This is a genomic window from Arthrobacter sp. StoSoilB22 (assembly GCF_019977315.1).
In the GTDB taxonomy this organism is placed as follows: Bacteria; Actinomycetota; Actinomycetes; order Actinomycetales; family Micrococcaceae; genus Arthrobacter.
In genome coordinates this window covers 4,297,018-4,314,461 of the sequence record NZ_AP024652.1, presented here as the reverse complement: position 1 = coordinate 4,314,461, position 17,444 = coordinate 4,297,018, and the positions used below count along the sequence as shown (strand labels likewise).

General features: G+C 63.6%; 17 protein-coding genes. 6 read left to right on the top strand and 11 right to left on the bottom strand.

The annotated features are described in order from the left end of the window. Window positions 1-6: 6 nt before the first annotated feature. Window positions 7-762 (bottom strand): ZIP family metal transporter, encoded by a 756-nt coding sequence (locus tag LDN70_RS20005; RefSeq protein WP_142937486.1) that lies wholly within the window; start codon window positions 760-762, stop codon window positions 7-9. A gap of 288 nt (window positions 763-1,050) precedes the next feature. Here LDN70_RS20005 and LDN70_RS20000 point away from each other — a divergent pair, with 288 nt between their 5' ends. From LDN70_RS20000 to LDN70_RS19990, 3 genes are all read left to right on the top strand, one after another. Further along, window positions 1,051-1,659 carry a TasA family protein gene (locus LDN70_RS20000; RefSeq protein WP_142936802.1) on the top strand — a complete coding sequence of 203 codons (609 nt, stop codon included), beginning with the start codon at window positions 1,051-1,053 and terminating at the stop codon, window positions 1,657-1,659. A 306-nt stretch (window positions 1,660-1,965) separates the two neighbouring features. After that, window positions 1,966-2,706 (top strand): signal peptidase I, encoded by a 741-nt coding sequence (locus LDN70_RS19995; RefSeq protein WP_142937487.1) that lies wholly within the window; start codon window positions 1,966-1,968, stop codon window positions 2,704-2,706. After that, window positions 2,699-3,112, top strand: a complete 414-nt coding sequence (locus LDN70_RS19990; RefSeq protein ID WP_142937488.1) for an Hpt domain-containing protein — start codon at window positions 2,699-2,701, stop codon at window positions 3,110-3,112. The genes LDN70_RS19995 and LDN70_RS19990 overlap by 8 nt, the downstream gene beginning before the upstream one ends. Window positions 3,113-3,169: 57 nt before the next feature. Here LDN70_RS19990 and LDN70_RS19985 read toward each other — a convergent pair whose 3' ends face one another. Further along, window positions 3,170-4,498 (bottom strand): MFS transporter, encoded by a 1,329-nt coding sequence (locus tag LDN70_RS19985; protein WP_502773752.1) that lies wholly within the window; start codon window positions 4,496-4,498, stop codon window positions 3,170-3,172. Window positions 4,499-4,717: 219 nt separating this feature from the next. Here LDN70_RS19985 and LDN70_RS19980 point away from each other — a divergent pair, with 219 nt between their 5' ends. Next, window positions 4,718-5,458 carry an IclR family transcriptional regulator gene (locus LDN70_RS19980; RefSeq protein ID WP_142937490.1) on the top strand — a complete coding sequence of 247 codons (741 nt, stop codon included), beginning with the start codon at window positions 4,718-4,720 and terminating at the stop codon, window positions 5,456-5,458. Between the two features lie 117 nt (window positions 5,459-5,575). Continuing rightward, complete coding sequence (locus LDN70_RS19975) at window positions 5,576-6,763, top strand: 4-hydroxybenzoate 3-monooxygenase (RefSeq protein ID WP_142937491.1); 1,188 nt, start codon at window positions 5,576-5,578, stop codon at window positions 6,761-6,763. Window positions 6,764-7,351: 588 nt separating this feature from the next. Here the strand turns inward: LDN70_RS19975 and LDN70_RS19970 are convergent. From LDN70_RS19970 to LDN70_RS19960, 3 genes are all read right to left on the bottom strand, one after another. Further along, entirely contained in the window at window positions 7,352-9,592 is a 2,241-nt protein-coding gene (locus LDN70_RS19970) for an HNH endonuclease signature motif containing protein (protein WP_353618851.1), read from the bottom strand. Between the two features lie 144 nt (window positions 9,593-9,736). Then, window positions 9,737-9,880 carry a hypothetical protein gene (locus LDN70_RS19965; RefSeq protein WP_223941207.1) on the bottom strand — a complete coding sequence of 48 codons (144 nt, stop codon included), beginning with the start codon at window positions 9,878-9,880 and terminating at the stop codon, window positions 9,737-9,739. Then, window positions 9,877-10,359, bottom strand: coding sequence for a hypothetical protein (locus tag LDN70_RS19960; RefSeq protein WP_223941206.1), 483 nt, complete (start codon window positions 10,357-10,359; stop codon window positions 9,877-9,879). The genes LDN70_RS19965 and LDN70_RS19960 overlap by 4 nt, the downstream gene beginning before the upstream one ends. Window positions 10,360-10,711: 352 nt before the next feature. Here LDN70_RS19960 and LDN70_RS19955 point away from each other — a divergent pair, with 352 nt between their 5' ends. Beyond that, window positions 10,712-11,482 carry an IclR family transcriptional regulator gene (locus tag LDN70_RS19955; protein ID WP_223941205.1) on the top strand — a complete coding sequence of 257 codons (771 nt, stop codon included), beginning with the start codon at window positions 10,712-10,714 and terminating at the stop codon, window positions 11,480-11,482. Window positions 11,483-11,517: 35 nt separating this feature from the next. Here LDN70_RS19955 and LDN70_RS19950 read toward each other — a convergent pair whose 3' ends face one another. The 6 genes from LDN70_RS19950 to LDN70_RS19925 are packed head-to-tail and all read right to left on the bottom strand — an operon-like array spanning window position 11,518 to window position 17,392. After that, window positions 11,518-12,483, bottom strand: coding sequence for a sugar kinase (locus tag LDN70_RS19950; protein WP_223941204.1), 966 nt, complete (start codon window positions 12,481-12,483; stop codon window positions 11,518-11,520). Beyond that, window positions 12,480-13,154, bottom strand: coding sequence for a bifunctional 4-hydroxy-2-oxoglutarate aldolase/2-dehydro-3-deoxy-phosphogluconate aldolase (locus LDN70_RS19945; protein ID WP_223941203.1), 675 nt, complete (start codon window positions 13,152-13,154; stop codon window positions 12,480-12,482). Before LDN70_RS19945 ends, LDN70_RS19950 begins: the two co-directional genes overlap by 4 nt. Then, on the bottom strand, window positions 13,151-13,954 hold the full coding sequence (locus LDN70_RS19940; RefSeq protein WP_223941202.1) for an SDR family oxidoreductase: 804 nt from the start codon (window positions 13,952-13,954) through the stop codon (window positions 13,151-13,153). Before LDN70_RS19940 ends, LDN70_RS19945 begins: the two co-directional genes overlap by 4 nt. After that, the gene (locus tag LDN70_RS19935) at window positions 13,951-15,036 is read right to left on the bottom strand and encodes a zinc-dependent alcohol dehydrogenase (RefSeq protein ID WP_223941201.1); all 1,086 of its coding nucleotides are present in this window, start codon (window positions 15,034-15,036) and stop codon (window positions 13,951-13,953) included. Before LDN70_RS19935 ends, LDN70_RS19940 begins: the two co-directional genes overlap by 4 nt. Continuing rightward, entirely contained in the window at window positions 15,033-16,040 is a 1,008-nt protein-coding gene (locus LDN70_RS19930; protein ID WP_223941200.1) for a C-terminal binding protein, read from the bottom strand. Before LDN70_RS19930 ends, LDN70_RS19935 begins: the two co-directional genes overlap by 4 nt. Next, the gene (locus LDN70_RS19925) at window positions 16,040-17,392 is read right to left on the bottom strand and encodes an MFS transporter (protein WP_166842534.1); all 1,353 of its coding nucleotides are present in this window, start codon (window positions 17,390-17,392) and stop codon (window positions 16,040-16,042) included. Before LDN70_RS19925 ends, LDN70_RS19930 begins: the two co-directional genes overlap by 1 nt. Window positions 17,393-17,444 lie beyond the last annotated feature (52 nt).

Below are 17,444 nucleotides of genomic sequence, written 5' to 3'. Positions count from 1 at the left end.
CGGTGTTTAGCCGCCGACGTGATGAATCGTGAACGCACTCAGGAATCCCACCGCGGCCGTTAGCCCGGTCAGATTATGGTGCTCCTCGAAGGCCTCGGGAATCATGGTGTCCGCGAGCATGGCCAGGATTCCGCCAGCGGCAATGGCCGTGATAAACGCGATCACGCTCTCCGGTGCATTTTCCAAGGCGGTGTATCCCAGCAGGGCAGCAAGCCCGCTGAACACTGCAATGCCGGCCCAGGTGCCAAAGACGTAGGCGGGGCTGCGTCCGGCCTTCTTCATGCCTGCCGTGCTGGAGAGGCCTTCCGGGACGTTGGATATGAAGACGGCGGCGAGCATGGCCGGACTCACTGCTCCGCCGGCGAGAAGGCCAACACCAAGGACCACTGATTCCGGGATGCCGTCAATAAGTGCCCCCACTGCGATGGCCGTGCCGCTTCCCGGGGAATCCTTCTCCGAGGGCTGAGGTCCACCGGAACGTTTCCGATGCTTGGCTCCAGCCCGGGCCAGCAAGACGTTGGAGCCCACAAAGATCACCGCCCCCAAAAGGAAGCCAAAGATGGTGGGGATCAGTCCGCCGCCCTCAACGGCCTCATCCACAAGTTCGAACGACAATGCAGAGATCAGGACGCCGGCGCCGAATGCCATCACCGTGGACACGATTTTGGCCGGCACTTTCCAGATCCACGCTATGCCCGCTCCGAGGACTAAAGCGCCACCGGCAAGTGTTCCCCACATCAAGGCCTGCAACCACATTGGCATGAGTCCCACCCTTCCATTGGCCGTTCATGTGCATCAAGAAGTGTTGCACATGGGGTTCGATGGGCTATCCCGACGTGCGTAGATTGCCCGGGGTTCGGCTGGGTTGGGCTGGGCTGGGCTGGGTTGTATTTGGCTGCGGGAGTCTTGAGGTTTTCCTGAGGAAGTGTTGCGGGTATGCAGGATTTGTTCTTGATTCTGGCCCGGCACAGTAGTTCTTATCAGCCACACAGGCTGGAAACGAACGGCCGGCCGGTCTCACGGTGGCCTCCCGAAAGGAAACTGATTCCCATGGCCATCAGCCTCAAGACCACCTCCGGCAAGATCCTCGCTTCCGTCGCACTGGTCGGCACCGCAGCCGCCGTCGCCGGCATGGGCACCTACGGCGCGTTCACCTCTTCGACCTCCGCCTCCCAAGCCGTCACCGCAGGAACCGTCACCATCGCCCTGGGCGCACCCGGCCCCGCGAACACCCTCAACGTCCCGGTCGCCGGCCTGCTGCCCGGCGACAAGGTCGAAAAACTCGTCACCCTGGCCAACACCGGCAACTCGGACCTGAACAACGTCACCCTCACCACCAACGCCGGCACCACCGCATCCCTGCTCACCACCGACGTGACCAACGGCCTGCAGCTGACCATCGAAAACTGCTCCGTGGCCTGGACCGGCGCCGCAGCCCCCTACAACTGCACCGGCACCAAGACCACCGTCCTGGCCTCCGGACCGGTCATCGCAGCGAACAAGGTCCTGAACAACCTCACCTCGCTGACCTCGGCCAAGACCGACAACCTCAAAGTCACCACCGCGTTCCCCACCACCGCGAACAACGACTTCCAAGGCGCCACCTCCACCATCGCCTTCGCCTTCACCGGCACCCAACGCACCGAAACCACCAAGTAAACAACACCACCGGCCCCGCCGGGTCTGATCGGTTCCTTTCCCCCAGCCCGATCAGGCCCGGCGAGTATCCCGTCAAGCACAGCCACTTCACCAGAACGGAGAATCACCACCAGCCCCGCCGGGCCTGGTCGGGCGCCCCCCTGCCCGATCAGGTCCGCCGGTATTGACGCACCCGGTTCTGCTGTTGGGCAGCGTTTCTGCTGGAGAGCGGTTCTCCTGTGGGTCACCGGTTTCGCTGTTCAACACGGTGAGCGCGCCTTACCCCCCCACGAACTTCAACCCCCACCACGGAAGGAACGCCACGTCATGAGCATTATCACCAGCATCAACGAACCCGCACTCCACGGCCGGCGTTCCGCCGGGGAGGCTAGTGCCGCCGTCGGAATCTCAGCTGATGCGGCTACCCCAACTGTTGCCGCCGCAACTGCCGTCACAACTGCGGCCCCTACAACTGCTGCCAGCGCCGCTGGCACTGCTGGCCGGTTTCGTCGGATTGCCGGCAAAGTGGTCAAGGGCATCGGCGTGGGCATGCTGATCCTAGGCGCGTTGGTGTTCCTGTTCCTGGCGATCGGGCCACGGATCCTGGGTTACCAAACCTCCACCATGCTCACCGGTTCCATGGCCCCGCTGATCAACCCGGGCGACGTCGTGGTCACCGTCCCCACCCCCACCACCGACGTCAAAGTAGGCGACATCATCACCTACCACATCCCCGTCGAAGACCAGCGCGTGGAAACCCACCGCATCACCGAGATCACCACCACCGCCGACGGCGGCATCGCAGTCCAGACCAAAGGCGACGCCAACAACGGCCTCGACCCCTGGATCGCCACCCTCCAAGGCAACACCGTGGACAAGCACGTAGCCACCATCCCCTACGTTGGCAACGCCATCCGGGCCCTGCGCGAACCCATCGTCATGAACACCCTCATGTACGGCGCACCCGCCATCCTCGTCATCGGAATGCTGGCCTCCATCTGGACCAAAAACCCGGACAACACAGCCCCGCAAGGCACAGCAAAGCCCCAGGCGGCAAGCGGTGAGTGAGGACCCGGGCCCCGTAACGGAGGCCACCGCCTTGGAACCGTGCCGCCTTCAAGAGTTGGCTGACGAGCTGGGAGATCCATCACCGGCGCTCGGTTTTCTCTCCAATTACCTGTCCATGCTGCCGGACCGGGTGCTGAGCATCTCCAACGGCTTATGCGGGCACAACGCTGAAGCGAGTATGGACGCCATCCTGAGCCTGAAGATTTCCTCGGCCATGGTGGGAGCCATGGAGACGGAGGATCAGTGCCAGGTCATTGAACGGATGATCCGGGAAGACCACTTCGACTCCGCAATCCGGGCATTCCCGGCCCTTCAGAAGTCCACGGACCGCTGCTTTGCCGAGGGTCCGCAGCTGCTGGGGAAAGCACGGGAGACCCTCTGCACCGCGCCCCGGACTTCTCTCTAGTGCGAAGCGCTCACCTGGTGTTCAGCACTCATCGGTCGTTCAGCGCTCAGCTGGTGCTCAGCGCTCAGCCGGCAGGCTCGTGTCGGTCGTTGTGACCTGGTGCGGCACAAGGAACAGCGCGGCTACGGCCAACAGCCCGGCGGCGGCGAAAACGTAGAAGCCTGCAGGGTAAGCGATGTTTGCGGCAACCAAAGTCCCCGTCACCGCCGGCCCGACGATTGCGCCGAGCCTGCCCACCCCTGCTGCGAAGCCCAGCGCCGTACCACGAAGGCGGGGAGGGAAGAGTTGGCTGACCCAGGCGTACACCAGTACCTGGGAGCTGAAGACGAAGACCCCCGTGACGAATACGGCTGCGTTGAGCAGGAACTCGTTCTGGATTTTGACGCTCAGGATTTCCAGCAACACTGCGGACAAACCGAACCACATCAGCACGATCTTTTTGGTCCCGTGTTTGTCGGCCAGGATTCCGGCGAGGAAGAGACCAGCGACGGCGCCGAGGTTGAGGACCAGCAGCAGTGTAAGGCCCGTGCTAACCGGGTAACCTGCGGCTGCCATCAGCTGTGGCAGCCACGTGTTCAGGCCGTAGACCAGCAGCAACCCCATGAACGAGGCGATGCCGATACCCAAGGCAACCATCGGATACGGCTTCTGCAGGAGGTCGCGGAAACCTGTCTTCGGCTTGGCGCTGGTTGAATGTCCGCTGGTTGAACGCCCGACGGCGGTTGTTGCGTTTGCGGGTTGGCTCGTCTTGAGTTCGCTGGCCTGCGTCGGAGCCGTTGTGGCCGGGGTGCCTGCAGCAGGGGCTGCTTCAGGGAGAGACTCCGGGAGTTTCGCCCACAGGAAGGGCAGAAGGGCGAGACCCGCAACGCCGCCGATGATGAACATGAGCCGCCAGTTCGGAACGATGAAAATTGCCAGAAGCGCCGTTGCTACAGCGCCAACGTGGTAACCGGTCATGGTCCGGGTAGTGGACTTGCCAGCCGATCCGGCAGGGGCGTAGTCGTTGATGTACGCCAAAGCCGCAGGGAGGCACGCGCCCAAGCCGAGTCCGGCCAGCATACGAAGCAGGGAGAAGACGGCGACATTCGGGGCGAAGGCAACTCCGACGGTGAACAGCGAGAAGCTTGCTACGCAGGCGATCAGGAGTTTACGGCGTCCGAATTTGTCCGAAAGCGGCGCGATGAAGAGGGCGCCGAGGCCCACACCTACCAATGAAATGGTGGCGGCGAAGGTAGCCCCGAACGCGTCAAAGCCCAACTCGCCGGTCTTGATGAGTGTTGGGATGACGGTACCCAGGACAACGAGGTCGAAGCCGTCCAACACCATGGCCAGCCAGCAAAGCCAAACGGGCCATTGAGAGCGGCGGGCAGATGACATCGTTGGCATAGCGTCCTCGGTACTTCGCAGATAGGTCGACCCACCGCAGAACGGTCGGTCGGTCGGTTAAGAGAGTTGTATCACCGCTCGGTGTTGCCTGGCACACGTTCTACCATTGAACGGAAGGGAGCCAGCAGGGCATTCGCCCAGGCCGTGTCCCGGAGCGCCGCAATCGGCAGGCTGATGAGCGCCCTCATGAGGCGGCGGCCGGAAGCAAAGGAGCAGGGCATGGCTAACTCGGCGTCAGGCGATTCAGTGGTAGACCGCGTGGTGCGGGTCATAGAGGCCTTCCCGGAAGGGACCACCTCGCTGCAGCTAAGCGAGTTGGCTGACCGATCTGGACTTCCGTTGTCATCAGCCCACCGACTGGTCCGGCAACTCTCCGAACATGGACTCTTGGACCTCGGCGCGGGCGGTACTGTTCGCTTGGGTCTGCGTTTATGGGAACTCGTCAACCGCAATTCACCCACCCTGGCTCTCAGGCAGGCTGCCATGCCGTTCATGGAAGATATACAGCAAGTCCTCAACCAGAATGTGAATCTGGCGGTGCTTGACGGGTGGGAGGCACTATTTGTGGAGCGGCTTTCGCGTCGGGGATCAGTGGCCAACCGGGCGCGGATCGCCGGGCGGATGCCCGTCCACATTTCCTCGGCCGGTCTGGCCCTGATGTCGAACCAATCGCGCGAATTGCAGACGGAGTACCTCCGGCAATTCGCAGATCCCAGCGCAAAGGTAACTGCCGGCGTCGTGCGTCAACTTCTAGCCGAAGCGGCGCAGCAGGGGTACGCGCAATTGGCTGGTGTGGTGGATCCCGATACGTGGGGGATTGCCGTGCCGGTGATCAACAGCAAGCGTCGCACCGTGGCGGCGCTCGGAGTGGTTGTGCCGCTGGCGGAAATGCGACTTCAGGCGCTGGTGCCCGCGCTCCAAACGGCTGCCCGGGGGATAGGACGTCAACTCGGCGACTAGAGTCCAACTTCCGTTCAACGGAATTGTTGTAACGCCAATCACTCCTCGCGGGCCACACTGAATTCAAGATTCATCCCGCTTCATGGCAAGCAGGGATCCGCAACGAAGCGAGGAACCATGGCACGTACACCGATTACCACCCAAGTGGCCATCATGGGTGCAGGCCCAGCCGGCCTGATGCTCTCCCACCTGCTGGCCAAGCAGGGCATCGAATCTGTGGTGGTGGAAATCCGCAGCCGCAAGGAAATTCAGGAAACGGTTCGTGCAGGCATCCTTGAGCACGGAACAGTGAACCTGCTGGTGGATTCCGGCGTCTCGGACCGGGTATTGCGCGAGGGCGACCGACACGACGGAATCGAACTGCGGTTCAACGGTGAGAGTCACCGCATCAACTTCAAAGAGCTCGTGGGTGAATCCGTGTGGCTGTACCCGCAGACAGACGTGTTCGCGGACCTTGCCGCAAAGCGGGCGGCCGACGGCGGCGACGTCCGGTACAGCGTCACGGACACCACCGTGCACGACCTCGAAGGCAAGCCAAAGGTCTGGTTCACCGACTCCGACGGACAGGAGTTCGAAATCCAGGCCGACTTCCTGGTGGGTGCCGACGGGTCGCGCAGCCACTGCCGCTTCCAGATCCCCGAAGCCAACCGCAAGTGGTACTTCCACGAGTACCCGTTCGCATGGTTCGGAATACTCGCTGAGGCCCCGCGCAGCGCCGACGAACTCATCTACGCGAACTCCGAGAACGGGTTCGCCCTGATCAGCCAGCGCACCGAAACCGTTCAACGCATGTACTTTCAGTGCGACCCCAAAGAGAACGTGGCCGACTGGGACGACGAACGGATCTGGTCCGAGTTCCGCAAGCGCGTCAACGGCAACGGCTTTGAACTCAAAGAGGGGCCCGTTCTGGAAAAGATGGTTTTGCCTTTCCGCAGCTTTGTTCACACACCCATGCGGCACGGAAACCTCTTCCTCGCCGGCGATGCAGCGCACACAGTGCCGCCCACTGGCGCCAAAGGCCTGAACCTGGCAATCCACGACGTCAAGGTGCTCTTCGAGGGGCTGGACTCCTTCTACTCCAACGGCTCCACCGCGCTGCTCGATTCCTATAGCGACCGCGCCCTGGACCGCGTATGGAAGGCCCAGCACTTCTCTTACTGGATGACGTCCATGCTCCACACCGTGCCAGGTGCCGACGATTTCGACCGCGCCCGCCAGCTTGGTGAGCTTCACTCCGTGGTCACATCCGAGCATGCCAAGGCGTACCTCGCGGAGTCGTACACGGGCTGGCCAACCTCGCGGTAGCGCTCTTTTTTGGGGGCTGTTGGGCGCTGTCGTTGCTGCGCTGGTTGCTGGTTGCTGGTTGCTAGAGAACGAATTTCACGTGTCCGTCGAAGTATGGGTCCTGGGCCACGGGCCTTGGACCCTGGGCCCTGAAACACGGGCGCGGTTCGTAGGAGGTCCTGTGCGGTCATGATCAGGTCACGGTTCGCGTGCGGAGCGCCGGTCCCGGGTTGCAGGTCGAAAGCAGCGAAGGCGCGGCAGTGATCGGAACTCACAGGCCACAGATAGCCAGTAGGGAGTGCGGGGCAGGCAGCTGCACGGGCGGCCCAAGCGCCACCATGAGCGTTGAGCACACGTTCCTGTATCGCTCTTTGCCCATCGCGCCCTGCCGCCCCTCGCGCCCTGCCGCCCCTCGCGCCCTGCCGCCCCTCGGGTTCTGCCGCCCCTCGGGTTCTGCCGCCCCTCGGGTTCTGCCGCCCCTCGGGTTCTGCCGCCCCTCGGGTCAGGCCCCGCACACCGTTTTCAGGCAATCCCATTCAGGCAGTCCCGTTCAGGCAGTCCCATTGAGCCTATTCAGACAGACCCGCGTGGGGTTGTTGTGGGTTGGGTTTATGTTCGTTGGGGTGTGTGGTGGTGGTTGCGTCGGGGTTTTTGGTGGGGGTCGATGTGGGGTGGGGGGATGAACCAGGGGGCGCCGGTTGTCATGTCGATGCGCCATTGTTCTTTGTGGATGATGTGGTGGTGGTGGCTGCAGAGCAGGGTGCCGTTGTCTGTGCCTGTGGTGCCGCCGTGGGACCAGTAGGTGGTGTGGTGGGCTTCGCACCAGGGTGCGGGCATGGTGCAGTCGGGGAAGGTGCAGCCTTGGTCGCGGGCGGTGATGGCTTTGCGGATGTGGGGTGGGAAGATCCGGGTGGTGCGGCCGATGTCCAGGATTCGGGAGTCGCTGCCGAGTAGGACGGGGATGATGTCGGCGTCGCAGGCGATTTTGCGGATGGTGGTGGGGTGGATCGGGCCCAGGTACGTCGCTGTGCCTGTGCTGAGCCGGTACCGCGGAGCGCCGGTGCCGGGTTGGTTGGGCGTGTTTGGCTGGTTCGGGGCCGTGGCGGAGCCGCTGGATTGGTCGGCTTGGCGGGTTGTTCTATTTTGGGCTGCGTGGCCGGGCCCGGTGAGATGGGTGAAGAGGTCGCGGTGGTCGATGGTGACGGTGAGTTGGGGTCGGAGTCCGCCGTTGGAGGGCAGCTTGCCGGTGCTCATCGCGACACTGCAGGCACCGACGAGGCCGTCGAGGAGTTTCTGGGCCCTCGAACGCCGGTCCAGGTCCGGGCCGTCAGCGGTGTCCTTACCAGCTAAGTCTGTGGAAGCCGGGCTGAAGACTGCTGATGCGTGCACGGGTGATGCGTGCACGGGTGATGCGTGCATGGGTGATGCGTGCATGGGTGATGCGTGTGGTCCGTGACCGTGCGAGGTTTCGTTGGTTCGTCCGTGACCGGCACCGGTAATGGGGGAGCTGGCGGGTGCTGTGTCGGGTGGTGCGGTGGTGAGGCGTGGGTTGGTGGCGGTGTTCATGGTGGTGGTGAGGGTTTCGTATTGTTCGTCGGTGGCGAAGATTTCGATGTGGTGGAGTCCGTAGCGGCGTCGGCGGCGTAGGAACGCGCCTTGGTGTTGGCGGAGGATTTCTTCGGTGGGTTCGGGGCCGTCGTGGTCTATCAGGTCGGTCCAGCGTCGGGCCATTTTGGTGACGAAGTCCGGGTCGGTTTCGATGGCGGTGGCGGTGAGGGCGTGTTCCATCCGGGTGAGCATTTCTTCATCGGCGAGGTGCCGGACTTTGTCCAGGGCGGTGCTGATGATCGACGCCGAGCGTGAGGGCAGCTCTCCGGAGGCGAGGGCGTCGGCGAGGGCTTCGCGGCGGGCCGGGACGTCCTGGCCGGTCATCCCGGTGTGGGAGAGGGCCTCGGTAGCGAGGGCAAGCCTGCGCCGGGCTTCAGCGATACCGATCCGCAACCGGGCCCGAAGGAACTCCGCCGTGTTCCGGTACCCATCATCCACGACGCTGGCAGGAGCTGTGACCTTCGAATCCGGGACGTGTTCGGTCCAGCCGGTCCGCCATTCCGGCGCGGCCGCTGACGCCCCCGGCCGAGCTTGCAGTGCTTGCTTCCGGGACCGTTCCACCGCCTGCGCAGCAACAACTTGCAAGTACTCCACGTTTCGGGAGATCTCCTCGACCCTGCCCGCGAAATCAGCCGCCTCAACAAACCCCAACAACCGCACCTCATCGGCCGCTATTGATCGCAGCGCATCAGTTGCGGCAGCACCCTCAAGGAGCGCGGCCTCCAGGACCGCCGCACCGGCCGCCGCGGACACCGCGGACAACCCGGCCGCTGGTTCTTCTGTCAGGGTGGATTCCCCGCGTCCGGACGACTGCTTGTGCAGCAAACCAGGCACTGGTTCTTCTGTCGGGGTGGAGTCCCCGCGCCCGGACGACTGCTTGTGCAGCAACCCGGGCACAGGTTTGCCTGCCGGGTTGGATTCCCCGCGCCCGGACGACTGCTTGTGCAGCACACCCGGCACCGGTTCTTCTGTCGGGGTGGATTCCCCGCGCTCGGACGGCTGCTTGAGCAACAACGGGGGCACTTCTTCCGGCCCTGGTTCCCCAAGCCCATGCAACGATTCGAATCCAAGAAGCAGCCCAGCGTTCCAAGAGGGATCAGCGGCGGGTCCTGCCGCCGTCGAGGGCTCGCGCACCGATGGCCGGGAAAGCATGTCCGAGGAAACGGGGGAGCCAATTCCAGGCACCTCACTGGCGCCGGGGGAACCGTCCCGCCGCGCCACGACCTGCCCAATGCCTTCCATAACCCAACCCTGTCACGAAGGCTTTACCACCATCAGACCCAATCGACGCTATGTGGAAAACCCCACCCAACTGCCAAATGCCAACGCCCGGCGCGAGCGTCTTTTAGCAGGGCTAATCCTTGCGCTGGGGTCCTTGCGCTGGGCCTAACCGACGAGCCCGGTTTGGTGGTGGACGACGGCCTGATCGACTTTCCGGTGGAATCGCATTCCGGCCGCGCCTCCCACGATCGCGCCGAGGAGAGGGACGATTAGGGCGATGGCGAGTCCAACGATGCCGCTGGCGGTCATGAGGCTTCCGTGACGGGAATCTGCGGGGCGCCGTTAAGATTGCCGAGAATATTGAACTGGCTCCCAGCCACCGCTGCGAGAATCGCCACGATGATGGCGATGATGATGCCCCAAAGCCACACGGCGAGTCCTTGCTTCACGCCGTCGAAACGCGCCATCCGGCCAGCGACGTACCCTCCGCAGTAGTAAGCAAGAAACAAGACGACCGCCAGCACGATTCCACTCACCATGCCCAGGGTTTCCGCGTTCTGCCGGGCTTGCTCCGCCGCTTGTTGGGTCTCGGATGGATTTGCCGCTCCTACACCTACGCCTATGGCCGTGGCCAAGGCGCTTAGCAGGACGGTCATCCCGATGGCGGTTAACCAGCCGAAGAATGCCGAACCCCACTTGATTCCGCCGAAGCGTTCCTTCTCCGCGGCAACGACGTCGTTCCTACGGCCCTGAGGGGTGCTTGATCCTGCGTCATTTTCATATGCCATGTCAGCTCCTAAGCCGGGTCCCTGAACGTGGGTTAATCAAGAAAACACCACGCCCTGCAGGAAGGCAAGGATGCTTACTAATTGCTGTGCCTCATTCATCGGCGTCAGTTGGGCCAAGAATATGCACGCGCACGTGCCCAGGAGTCGACTTCTGCCAAACCGCGCGTGCCAAACCGCGCGTGCCAAACCGCGCTGGACTCCATCCCACCCTTGGAGAAGCTGCAGAGCCGTCACCGCCGGAGAGCCCGGCGCCCGAGGCAGTGCTAAAGCGTACGACGGCGGGAGGTCGCCGTCGGGCGCCAGGGTTCCCAAATATAGGGATCCGTGCCTGTTGCGTGGGAGAATTTGAAGCATGGAAGCCACCACCGCAGGAGCTCGCACGCTTGAACGCGGACTCAGCCTGATCGACCATGTAGCGGCAGGCAACCATCGGCTCGAGGACATTACCAAAGTCTCGGGACTCAGTCGCTCGGCCACCCATAGGATGCTGACCTCGCTTGTAGGAGCAAGGTACCTGAGCCAGGCCGAAGACCGAAGCTACCACCTTGGCGTGAAGCTGCTGGAGCTGGGCACTCAAGCCCAAACCAGCATCGACTTGCCAGGAGCCGTGCAGCAGATCTTGTCCGACATCGCCCGGATCACCCTGGACGCCACCCACTTGGGAATACTCTCCGGGGATGAAGTGGTGTACCTGGCCAAGGCCCGTGGTCACCGTGGGTTCGAGATGACCTCCTACCCCGGCGTCCGCCGACGGGCTCAAACCACTGCACTGGGCAAGGTGCTGCTGGCCGAGAAGGACGAGTCGGAGGCGATCAAGGCCTTTAACCACACCTTCACTCCCACGCCACTTTCCATTAGGACGGCCGAAGACTTCCTGGATGCGCTGCACCGGGCGAAGCACAATGGTTACGCCATGGATGATCAGGAGAACGAACTCGGGATCACGTGCCTGGCCATCGGGATACCCGATTTGAGCGGTGTCATGGCTGCCGCCGTGTCAGTCTCGGCCCCCAGCGTCCACATGACCCCTGAGCGCATCCAGTCCCTTGTTGTGTTGCTTCAGAAGTTCCAGCCGGAGCTCACCAGTTGCCTTCCTCCCGGATTCGAAAGGGCTTGGATCTAGCCCCGGCAGACCCAGCCCTTCCGACCCGACGGCGGCTACCGCCTCACGGGTTCTGAGGCGTCCAATAGTTCGAGTTCGTGCCGTTGTGGCATGCCTTCCCAGTCGCCGGGGACGAGGCAGGCGAAGGCGCCTGTTCGTACTGCGGTGTGGAGCCGGTCCTGGATGGGGGCTCCGGCTAGGAGGTCAGAGATGTAGCCGGCTACGAAGGCGTCTCCTGCGCCGACGGTGTCCACAGCGTTGATGCGCACTGCTTCCTGGCGGTATTCAGCGTGGTCGATCACACCGACGCAACCGGCTGGGCCGTTTTTGATGATCACTTGGTGGGGGCCCAACGCGGCGATTTTGTGGGCGAGCTGGAGTGAGTCCGCTCCGGGCCCTACTGCGATTTCGGCTTCGTCGTCGCCGGCGAAAACAAGATCTGCTTGTTCGATGAAGCGCCGGAAGACCGGCCCGGCTTCCTTTTCTGTCCAGAGGGCTGCGCGGTAGTTCAGGTCGAACGAGATGGTCACCCCGGCTTCGCGGGCCACGGTTACTGCGTGCAGCGCGGCTTGATGCGCTGTTGCGGAGAGGCCGGGTGTGATGCCGGTCAGGTGCAGGAGTTTCGCGTTTTGGATGGCGTCGACGGGGACGTCTTCCGGTGCCAGGCGTGAGCCGGCGCTGGCGGTGCGATAGTACCAGACTTTCAGGTGTTCCTGGGTTCGGCGTTCCTTGATCATCAGGCCTGTGGGGGCGTGGGGGTCGCGGATGCCGAGTGTGGTGATGCCTTCGGCGGCCACTTCCCGGAGTACGAGGTCTCCGAGGCTGTCCTGCCCGACGCGCCCGAGCCAGGTCACGCTTGTGCCGAGGCGTTGCAGGGCGATGGCGAAGTTGGTTTCGGCCCCGCCCATGCCCAGCCCCAGTGACCCGGCATGTGCCAGGGGGCCCGGCGTTACGGCTTTCATGAGGGCCATGGTTTCGCCCATGGTCACCACGTCCGTGTATGTCCCGTTACTGCAGCTCATGTGGCTGTCCTCGCGTCCACGGCCTCAGCCACGAGCTTGCTGAGTTTTTCGGCGCGTGCGGTGAGTTTGGTCAGGTTCCCGCCGGTGAAGGCGTCGCGCAGCAGTGGGCCGCCGAGGCTCACGGCCAGGGCGCCGGCTGCGATCCAGGCCGGTGCGTCCTCGATTCCGATGCCGCCGGAGGGAACGATCCGCATTTGTGGGAAGGGTCCGCGGAGTTGGCTGATGTAGCCGGGTCCGACCGTGGAGGCGGGGAAGAGCTTCACGGCGGTGGCGCCGGCTTCCCAGCCGGCGAGTAGTTCGGTGGGTGTCAGGCCACCCGGGAACACCGGAATGTTACGTTCGACGGCGGCGCTCACCACTGCGGTGACCGTCGCGGGGGTGACAAGGTAGTCCGCGCCTACCTCGAGTGCCTGCTTGGCGTGGTCCACGGTGGTGATGGTGCCGACGCCGATTTCGGCGTCCGTACCGAAGCGTTCCTTAAGCCGGGGCAGTTCGGCGAACACGCCCTCGGTGCTCAGTGTCAGCTCAATGGACCGGACCCCGCCGCGGATCAGCGCCTCGATCACGGGGGCGTACTCGCGGGCGTGGTGTGCCCGCATGACGGCCACCACAGGATGGGCTGTCAGGATCGCCGAGGGGGCCGGGCGTGCCGGGTTGTGAGAGTTGTTCATCGGGCCAGCCACCCGCCGTCCACGGGCAGGACGATGCCGTGGATGTAGTCCGCGGCCGGGGAGGCCAGGAACACCACCGCGCCGGCGAGGTCGTTCCCTGTTCCCCAGCGGGCTGCCGGGATCCTGGTGGAGATTTGTTCGTTCCGCACGGTGTTGGCCAAGAGTGCCTCGTTCATGTCCGTGGCGATGTAACCGGGCGCGACGGCGTTGACGTTCACCCCGTGCGGGGCCCATTCGTTGCAGAGGGCTTTGGTCAGTTGGGCTACCGCTCCCTTGGATGCTGCGTAGGCCGGGACCCGTAAGCCGCCCTGGAAGGACAGCAGGGATGCGAGGTTGATGATTTTGCCGTGCCCGCGTTCGACCATGGGCTTGCCGAAGCCTTGGCAAAGCTGGAACACGGCCCGGGTATTGATGTTCATGACCGCGTCGAAGTCTTCCAACGGGAACTCCACGGAATCATGGCGGATCTGCGTGCCGGCGTTGTTGACCAGGATGTCGATCCGGTGCCTGCCCAGCGTCGTTTCGATACCATGGGTGACGGAGTCCTGGCTGGACAGGTCGATGGCCACGGCCTCGGCCCTCACGCCGGCTTCTGCCGCGGCTGCTGCCAGTTCCGGGGCGAGCGGGCCGCGTTGGAGCGCGACAATGTTCGCGCCCGCCCGGACCAATCCCAATCCGATGCCCAAGCCGATGCCGCGGGAAGCTCCGGTGATGGCCGCCGTCGAGCCGGTCAGGTCAAAAGGCGCCCGCAGCGCCACGGTCTCAGTGGTGCCGGTGTCAGTTCCCGTTGTGTCTTTCATTCTTCTTCCTTGCCGGGGGCCGCTGCCGCCGTGGCGGTGGCGGGGCCCACGAATACTTTGAGGACCGCCCCGGCGGTCATGGCTTTGGTCAACGCGGCCAGCGTTTGATCGAGGGGGAAGACCTCCACGGGGATGCGTCCGAGCCCGAGATTGCCGCCCTCGATCAGTTCCACGGCGCGTTCGACGTCGGCCCGCGTGTAGACGCGGACACCCACCACCGTGTTCTCTGCAAAGGTCAGGGCTTGCAGGTCCACCTCGACGGGTTTCTTGTACACACCCACCAAGACGATGGTGCCCAGCACCCGGACAGCTTTAGGCAACAGTGCCGCCACGGAGGGGTGGGCTGCGGAATCGAACACGATGTCCGCGCCGTCCCCACCCGTAGCGTCCAGAACGGCTGCCACGGGGTCGGAGCCGGTAGGGACGGTGTCAAAGCCCAGCTCCTCGGCCACCTTGCGGCGCTCTTCCGAGGGCTCGGAAATCAGCACGCTGCCGGCCCCTTCATGCCGGGCGACCAAGGCGGTGAGGATGCCGATAGGACCGGCACCGAACACCACCACCCGCTCCCCGCCGCGAAGCCCGGACCGGGACACCGCATGCACCGCCACCGCCAGGGGCTCAGCCAACGCAGCTTCCTGGACCGGAACCCCGGAGCTAATGGGGATGAGTGTTTCCGCCGGCAAAGTAACGTACTCTGCCAAGGACCCGGCGACGTCAATCCCGTACAGCTTCAGGCTCCGGCACACATGCGTGTCACCCTGGCGGCACGGGTGGCAGTTCCCGCAATGAATCAGCGGCTCCACGATCACCCGTGTTCCCACGGCCGGACCCCCCGGGGCTGCGACCTCTACGATTCCCGTGATCTCATGACCCATCACCACCGGCGCTTCGGCCCGGGGGTGGCTGCCATGAAGGATGGAAAAGTCCGTCCCGCAAATACCAGTGAGCTCTGACCGGACCAATGCCCAACCTTCCGGCACCTCGGGGAGCGGAATGGTCCGGTATGCGATGGTGTCCGGACCGGTCCAGACGGCTGCGCCCATGGTCAGTGACGTGGTTTCAGCTGCAGTTTCGATGCTCATGCGGACACGCTCCCCATCAACACCTCAATGTTAAGGATGTTCCGCGGTGTGCGGCCGGCGCACACCTCCACCACATTCTCCACCGTGCGTCGCTTGAGTTCCGCGTAGGATTCCTCGCTGTACCAAGCCGCATGGGGCGTGAGGACCGCGTTGTCCAGCTCGAGCAACGGACTGGTCCTGGGCAACGGTTCGACTTCGAAGACGTCCAGGCCGGCAGCATGCAGACGACCGTCCGTGAGGGCTGCTGCCACGGCCTCGGTATCCACCACTCCGCCGCGGCAAGTGTTGACGAGCACAGCGCCCGGCTTCACCCGGTCCAGGACGTCACCGTTGATCAGGTGATGGGTGTGCTGGTTGAGCGGCACATGGAGGGAGATCACATCAGCACCGGCAATGAGTTCCTCGAAGCTCACCACAGTGATCCCGTCCTCCGTGACATCCCCGGGAGCCAGCAGCGGATCCGAACCAATGACCTGGTAACCGAGTCCCTTTGCTTTCCGGCCCGTGGCTGCACCAATCAGGCCCAAACCCACCACCCCGAACACGCGCTCACTGATCCGGTGCAACGGCTGAACCGGCCCCAGCGAATATTCGCCGCGGCGCACGCCACGGTCCAGCTGCGTAATCCCGCGGGCCAGGCTCACAGCCAACGCGATCGCGTGATCGCTGACGTCTTCGGTGCCGTAGTCGGGAACGTTACAGACGGCGACGCCGCGCGCAGTGGCCGCTGCGACGTCGAGCGTGTCAACCCCGACGCCGTAACGGCCTATCGCTTTCAGGCCCGGCAACGCGTCCAAAACCTTGGCTGTAATAGGCGCGTACTGCACAACGATCGCGTCCGCGCCGGCAGCAGCATGGATGACCTCGTCCTCGGTCCGGCACTGAGCCAACACCAGCTCAACGCCGGCAGCCCGGGCGACAGCACGCTCAATATCGATCGAATCATGATCACAGTCGGTGATGACTATTTTGGTGGGATGAGTGGGGGTGGTGGGTTGCGGCATTACTTGGCGTCCTCTTCAAGGAGAAGGTCGCGGTCGACCGTCTCCGGGGATTTGATGGTGGTGAACAGGCTGATCCCCATGATGGCCATCATGTAGATGGCAACCGGGACCCAGGATCCGCTAAAGGCAGTAACCAATGCGGAACAGATCAGCGGGGCTATGCCGCCGCCGAAAACGGAGGAGAACTCGCGGCCAAGTGCCACGCCGGCGTAGCGGTAGCGTGCGCCGAAGAGCTCAGGGAAGTATGCGGATTGGACGCCTACGGATCCCTGGGCGGCAAAGATGAAGCCCAGGACGATGACCAGCGAAATCAGGAACAGGTTGCCGGTATTGATCAGCAGGAAGGCCGGGACGGGGAAGATGAAGAGGAACGTGGTGACCACCAAGTACATGGACCGACGACCGAATCTGTCCGAGAGGTTGCCAAAAACGTAAGCGGACACGCACGCGAACAGGGCGCCCACCAGCAGGACCTTCGGTATGAACGTCGCGTCGATCTTGAGTTGGCTGATGAGGTAGGAACCCAGGAACACCTGGAACAGGTAGGAGTGGGCGTTGGCGCCGACGTTCATGAAGAACACGCGGAAAAGGTTCTTGCGGCCGTTCTTGACCACATCTGCCACCGGGGTGTCCTTCTTGCCGATAGCGCCTTCTTCCTGAAGTTCCTGGAAGACCGGGGACTCTTTGAGCTTTCGGCGGATGACGTAGGCGGCGATCGTCACGAAAATGGAGGAGAAGAAGACCAGTCGCCATCCGTAGGACTCCAGGGCTTCCTTGGGCATCATTTGGACCAGAATCCACACCACAGCTCCAAGCGCCGTGCCGGCCGCGGCCCCTACGAAGACGAGTGAGGCGTACTTGCCGCGCGTGCCCTTGGGAGCGGTTTCCGCAATCAGGACCACGCCGCCGGCCTGCTCAGCACCGGCGCCGAAGCCTTGAAGGAACCTGCAGGCAACCAGCAGCGCTGGTGCCCAGAGCCCGGCTTGCTGGTATGTGGGAAGAAGCCCGATGGCGAAAGTGGCGATGCCCATGAGGAAAAGGGTGGCCACCAGCACCCACTTGCGGCCCAACTTGTCGCCGTATTTGGAGAAGAAGAGTCCACCCAGGGGCCGCGCGCCGAAGCCCACGGCGTAGGCTCCGAACGCTGCGAGGATGCCGATTGCGGGCTCTACGTTGGGGAAGAAGATCGTGTTGAAGATGATCGCGGAGGCGGTTCCGTAGATCACGAAGTCGTACTGCTCCAAGGCAGTTCCGATCAGTCCGGCCCATGCGGCGCGGCGGACGTTCTTCACCTCGGATGGGGTGCCGGTACCTGGCCGGCGGGCATTCTGAACAACGCTGTTCTCAGTCAATCTTGTCTCCAAGCGAGTGATGGCTAGAGGTTGTAGCCGTGTGAGTAGGGAT

What these genes read in the sequence shown, in the direction of transcription:
- LDN70_RS19980 (WP_142937490.1), top strand. Translation starts at nt 4,718, where the DNA reads ATGGCTAACTCGGCGTCAGGCGATTCAGTGGTAGACCGCGTGGTGCGG.
- LDN70_RS19930 (WP_223941200.1), bottom strand. Translation starts at nt 16,040, where the DNA reads ATGCCGCAACCCACCACCCCCACTCATCCCACCAAAATAGTCATCACC.
- LDN70_RS19970 (WP_353618851.1), bottom strand. Translation starts at nt 9,592, where the DNA reads ATGGAAGGCATTGGGCAGGTCGTGGCGCGGCGGGACGGTTCCCCCGGC.
- LDN70_RS20005 (WP_142937486.1), bottom strand. Translation starts at nt 762, where the DNA reads ATGCCAATGTGGTTGCAGGCCTTGATGTGGGGAACACTTGCCGGTGGC.
- LDN70_RS19955 (WP_223941205.1), top strand. Translation starts at nt 10,712, where the DNA reads ATGGAAGCCACCACCGCAGGAGCTCGCACGCTTGAACGCGGACTCAGC.
- LDN70_RS19945 (WP_223941203.1), bottom strand. Translation starts at nt 13,154, where the DNA reads ATGAACAACTCTCACAACCCGGCACGCCCGGCCCCCTCGGCGATCCTG.
- LDN70_RS19940 (WP_223941202.1), bottom strand. Translation starts at nt 13,954, where the DNA reads ATGAAAGACACAACGGGAACTGACACCGGCACCACTGAGACCGTGGCG.
- LDN70_RS19975 (WP_142937491.1), top strand. Translation starts at nt 5,576, where the DNA reads ATGGCACGTACACCGATTACCACCCAAGTGGCCATCATGGGTGCAGGC.
- LDN70_RS19965 (WP_223941207.1), bottom strand. Translation starts at nt 9,880, where the DNA reads ATGACCGCCAGCGGCATCGTTGGACTCGCCATCGCCCTAATCGTCCCT.
- LDN70_RS19985 (WP_502773752.1), bottom strand. Translation starts at nt 4,498, where the DNA reads ATGCCAACGATGTCATCTGCCCGCCGCTCTCAATGGCCCGTTTGGCTT.
- LDN70_RS19950 (WP_223941204.1), bottom strand. Translation starts at nt 12,483, where the DNA reads ATGAGCTGCAGTAACGGGACATACACGGACGTGGTGACCATGGGCGAA.
- LDN70_RS19960 (WP_223941206.1), bottom strand. Translation starts at nt 10,359, where the DNA reads ATGGCATATGAAAATGACGCAGGATCAAGCACCCCTCAGGGCCGTAGG.
- LDN70_RS19995 (WP_142937487.1), top strand. Translation starts at nt 1,966, where the DNA reads ATGAGCATTATCACCAGCATCAACGAACCCGCACTCCACGGCCGGCGT.
- LDN70_RS19935 (WP_223941201.1), bottom strand. Translation starts at nt 15,036, where the DNA reads ATGAGCATCGAAACTGCAGCTGAAACCACGTCACTGACCATGGGCGCA.
- LDN70_RS20000 (WP_142936802.1), top strand. Translation starts at nt 1,051, where the DNA reads ATGGCCATCAGCCTCAAGACCACCTCCGGCAAGATCCTCGCTTCCGTC.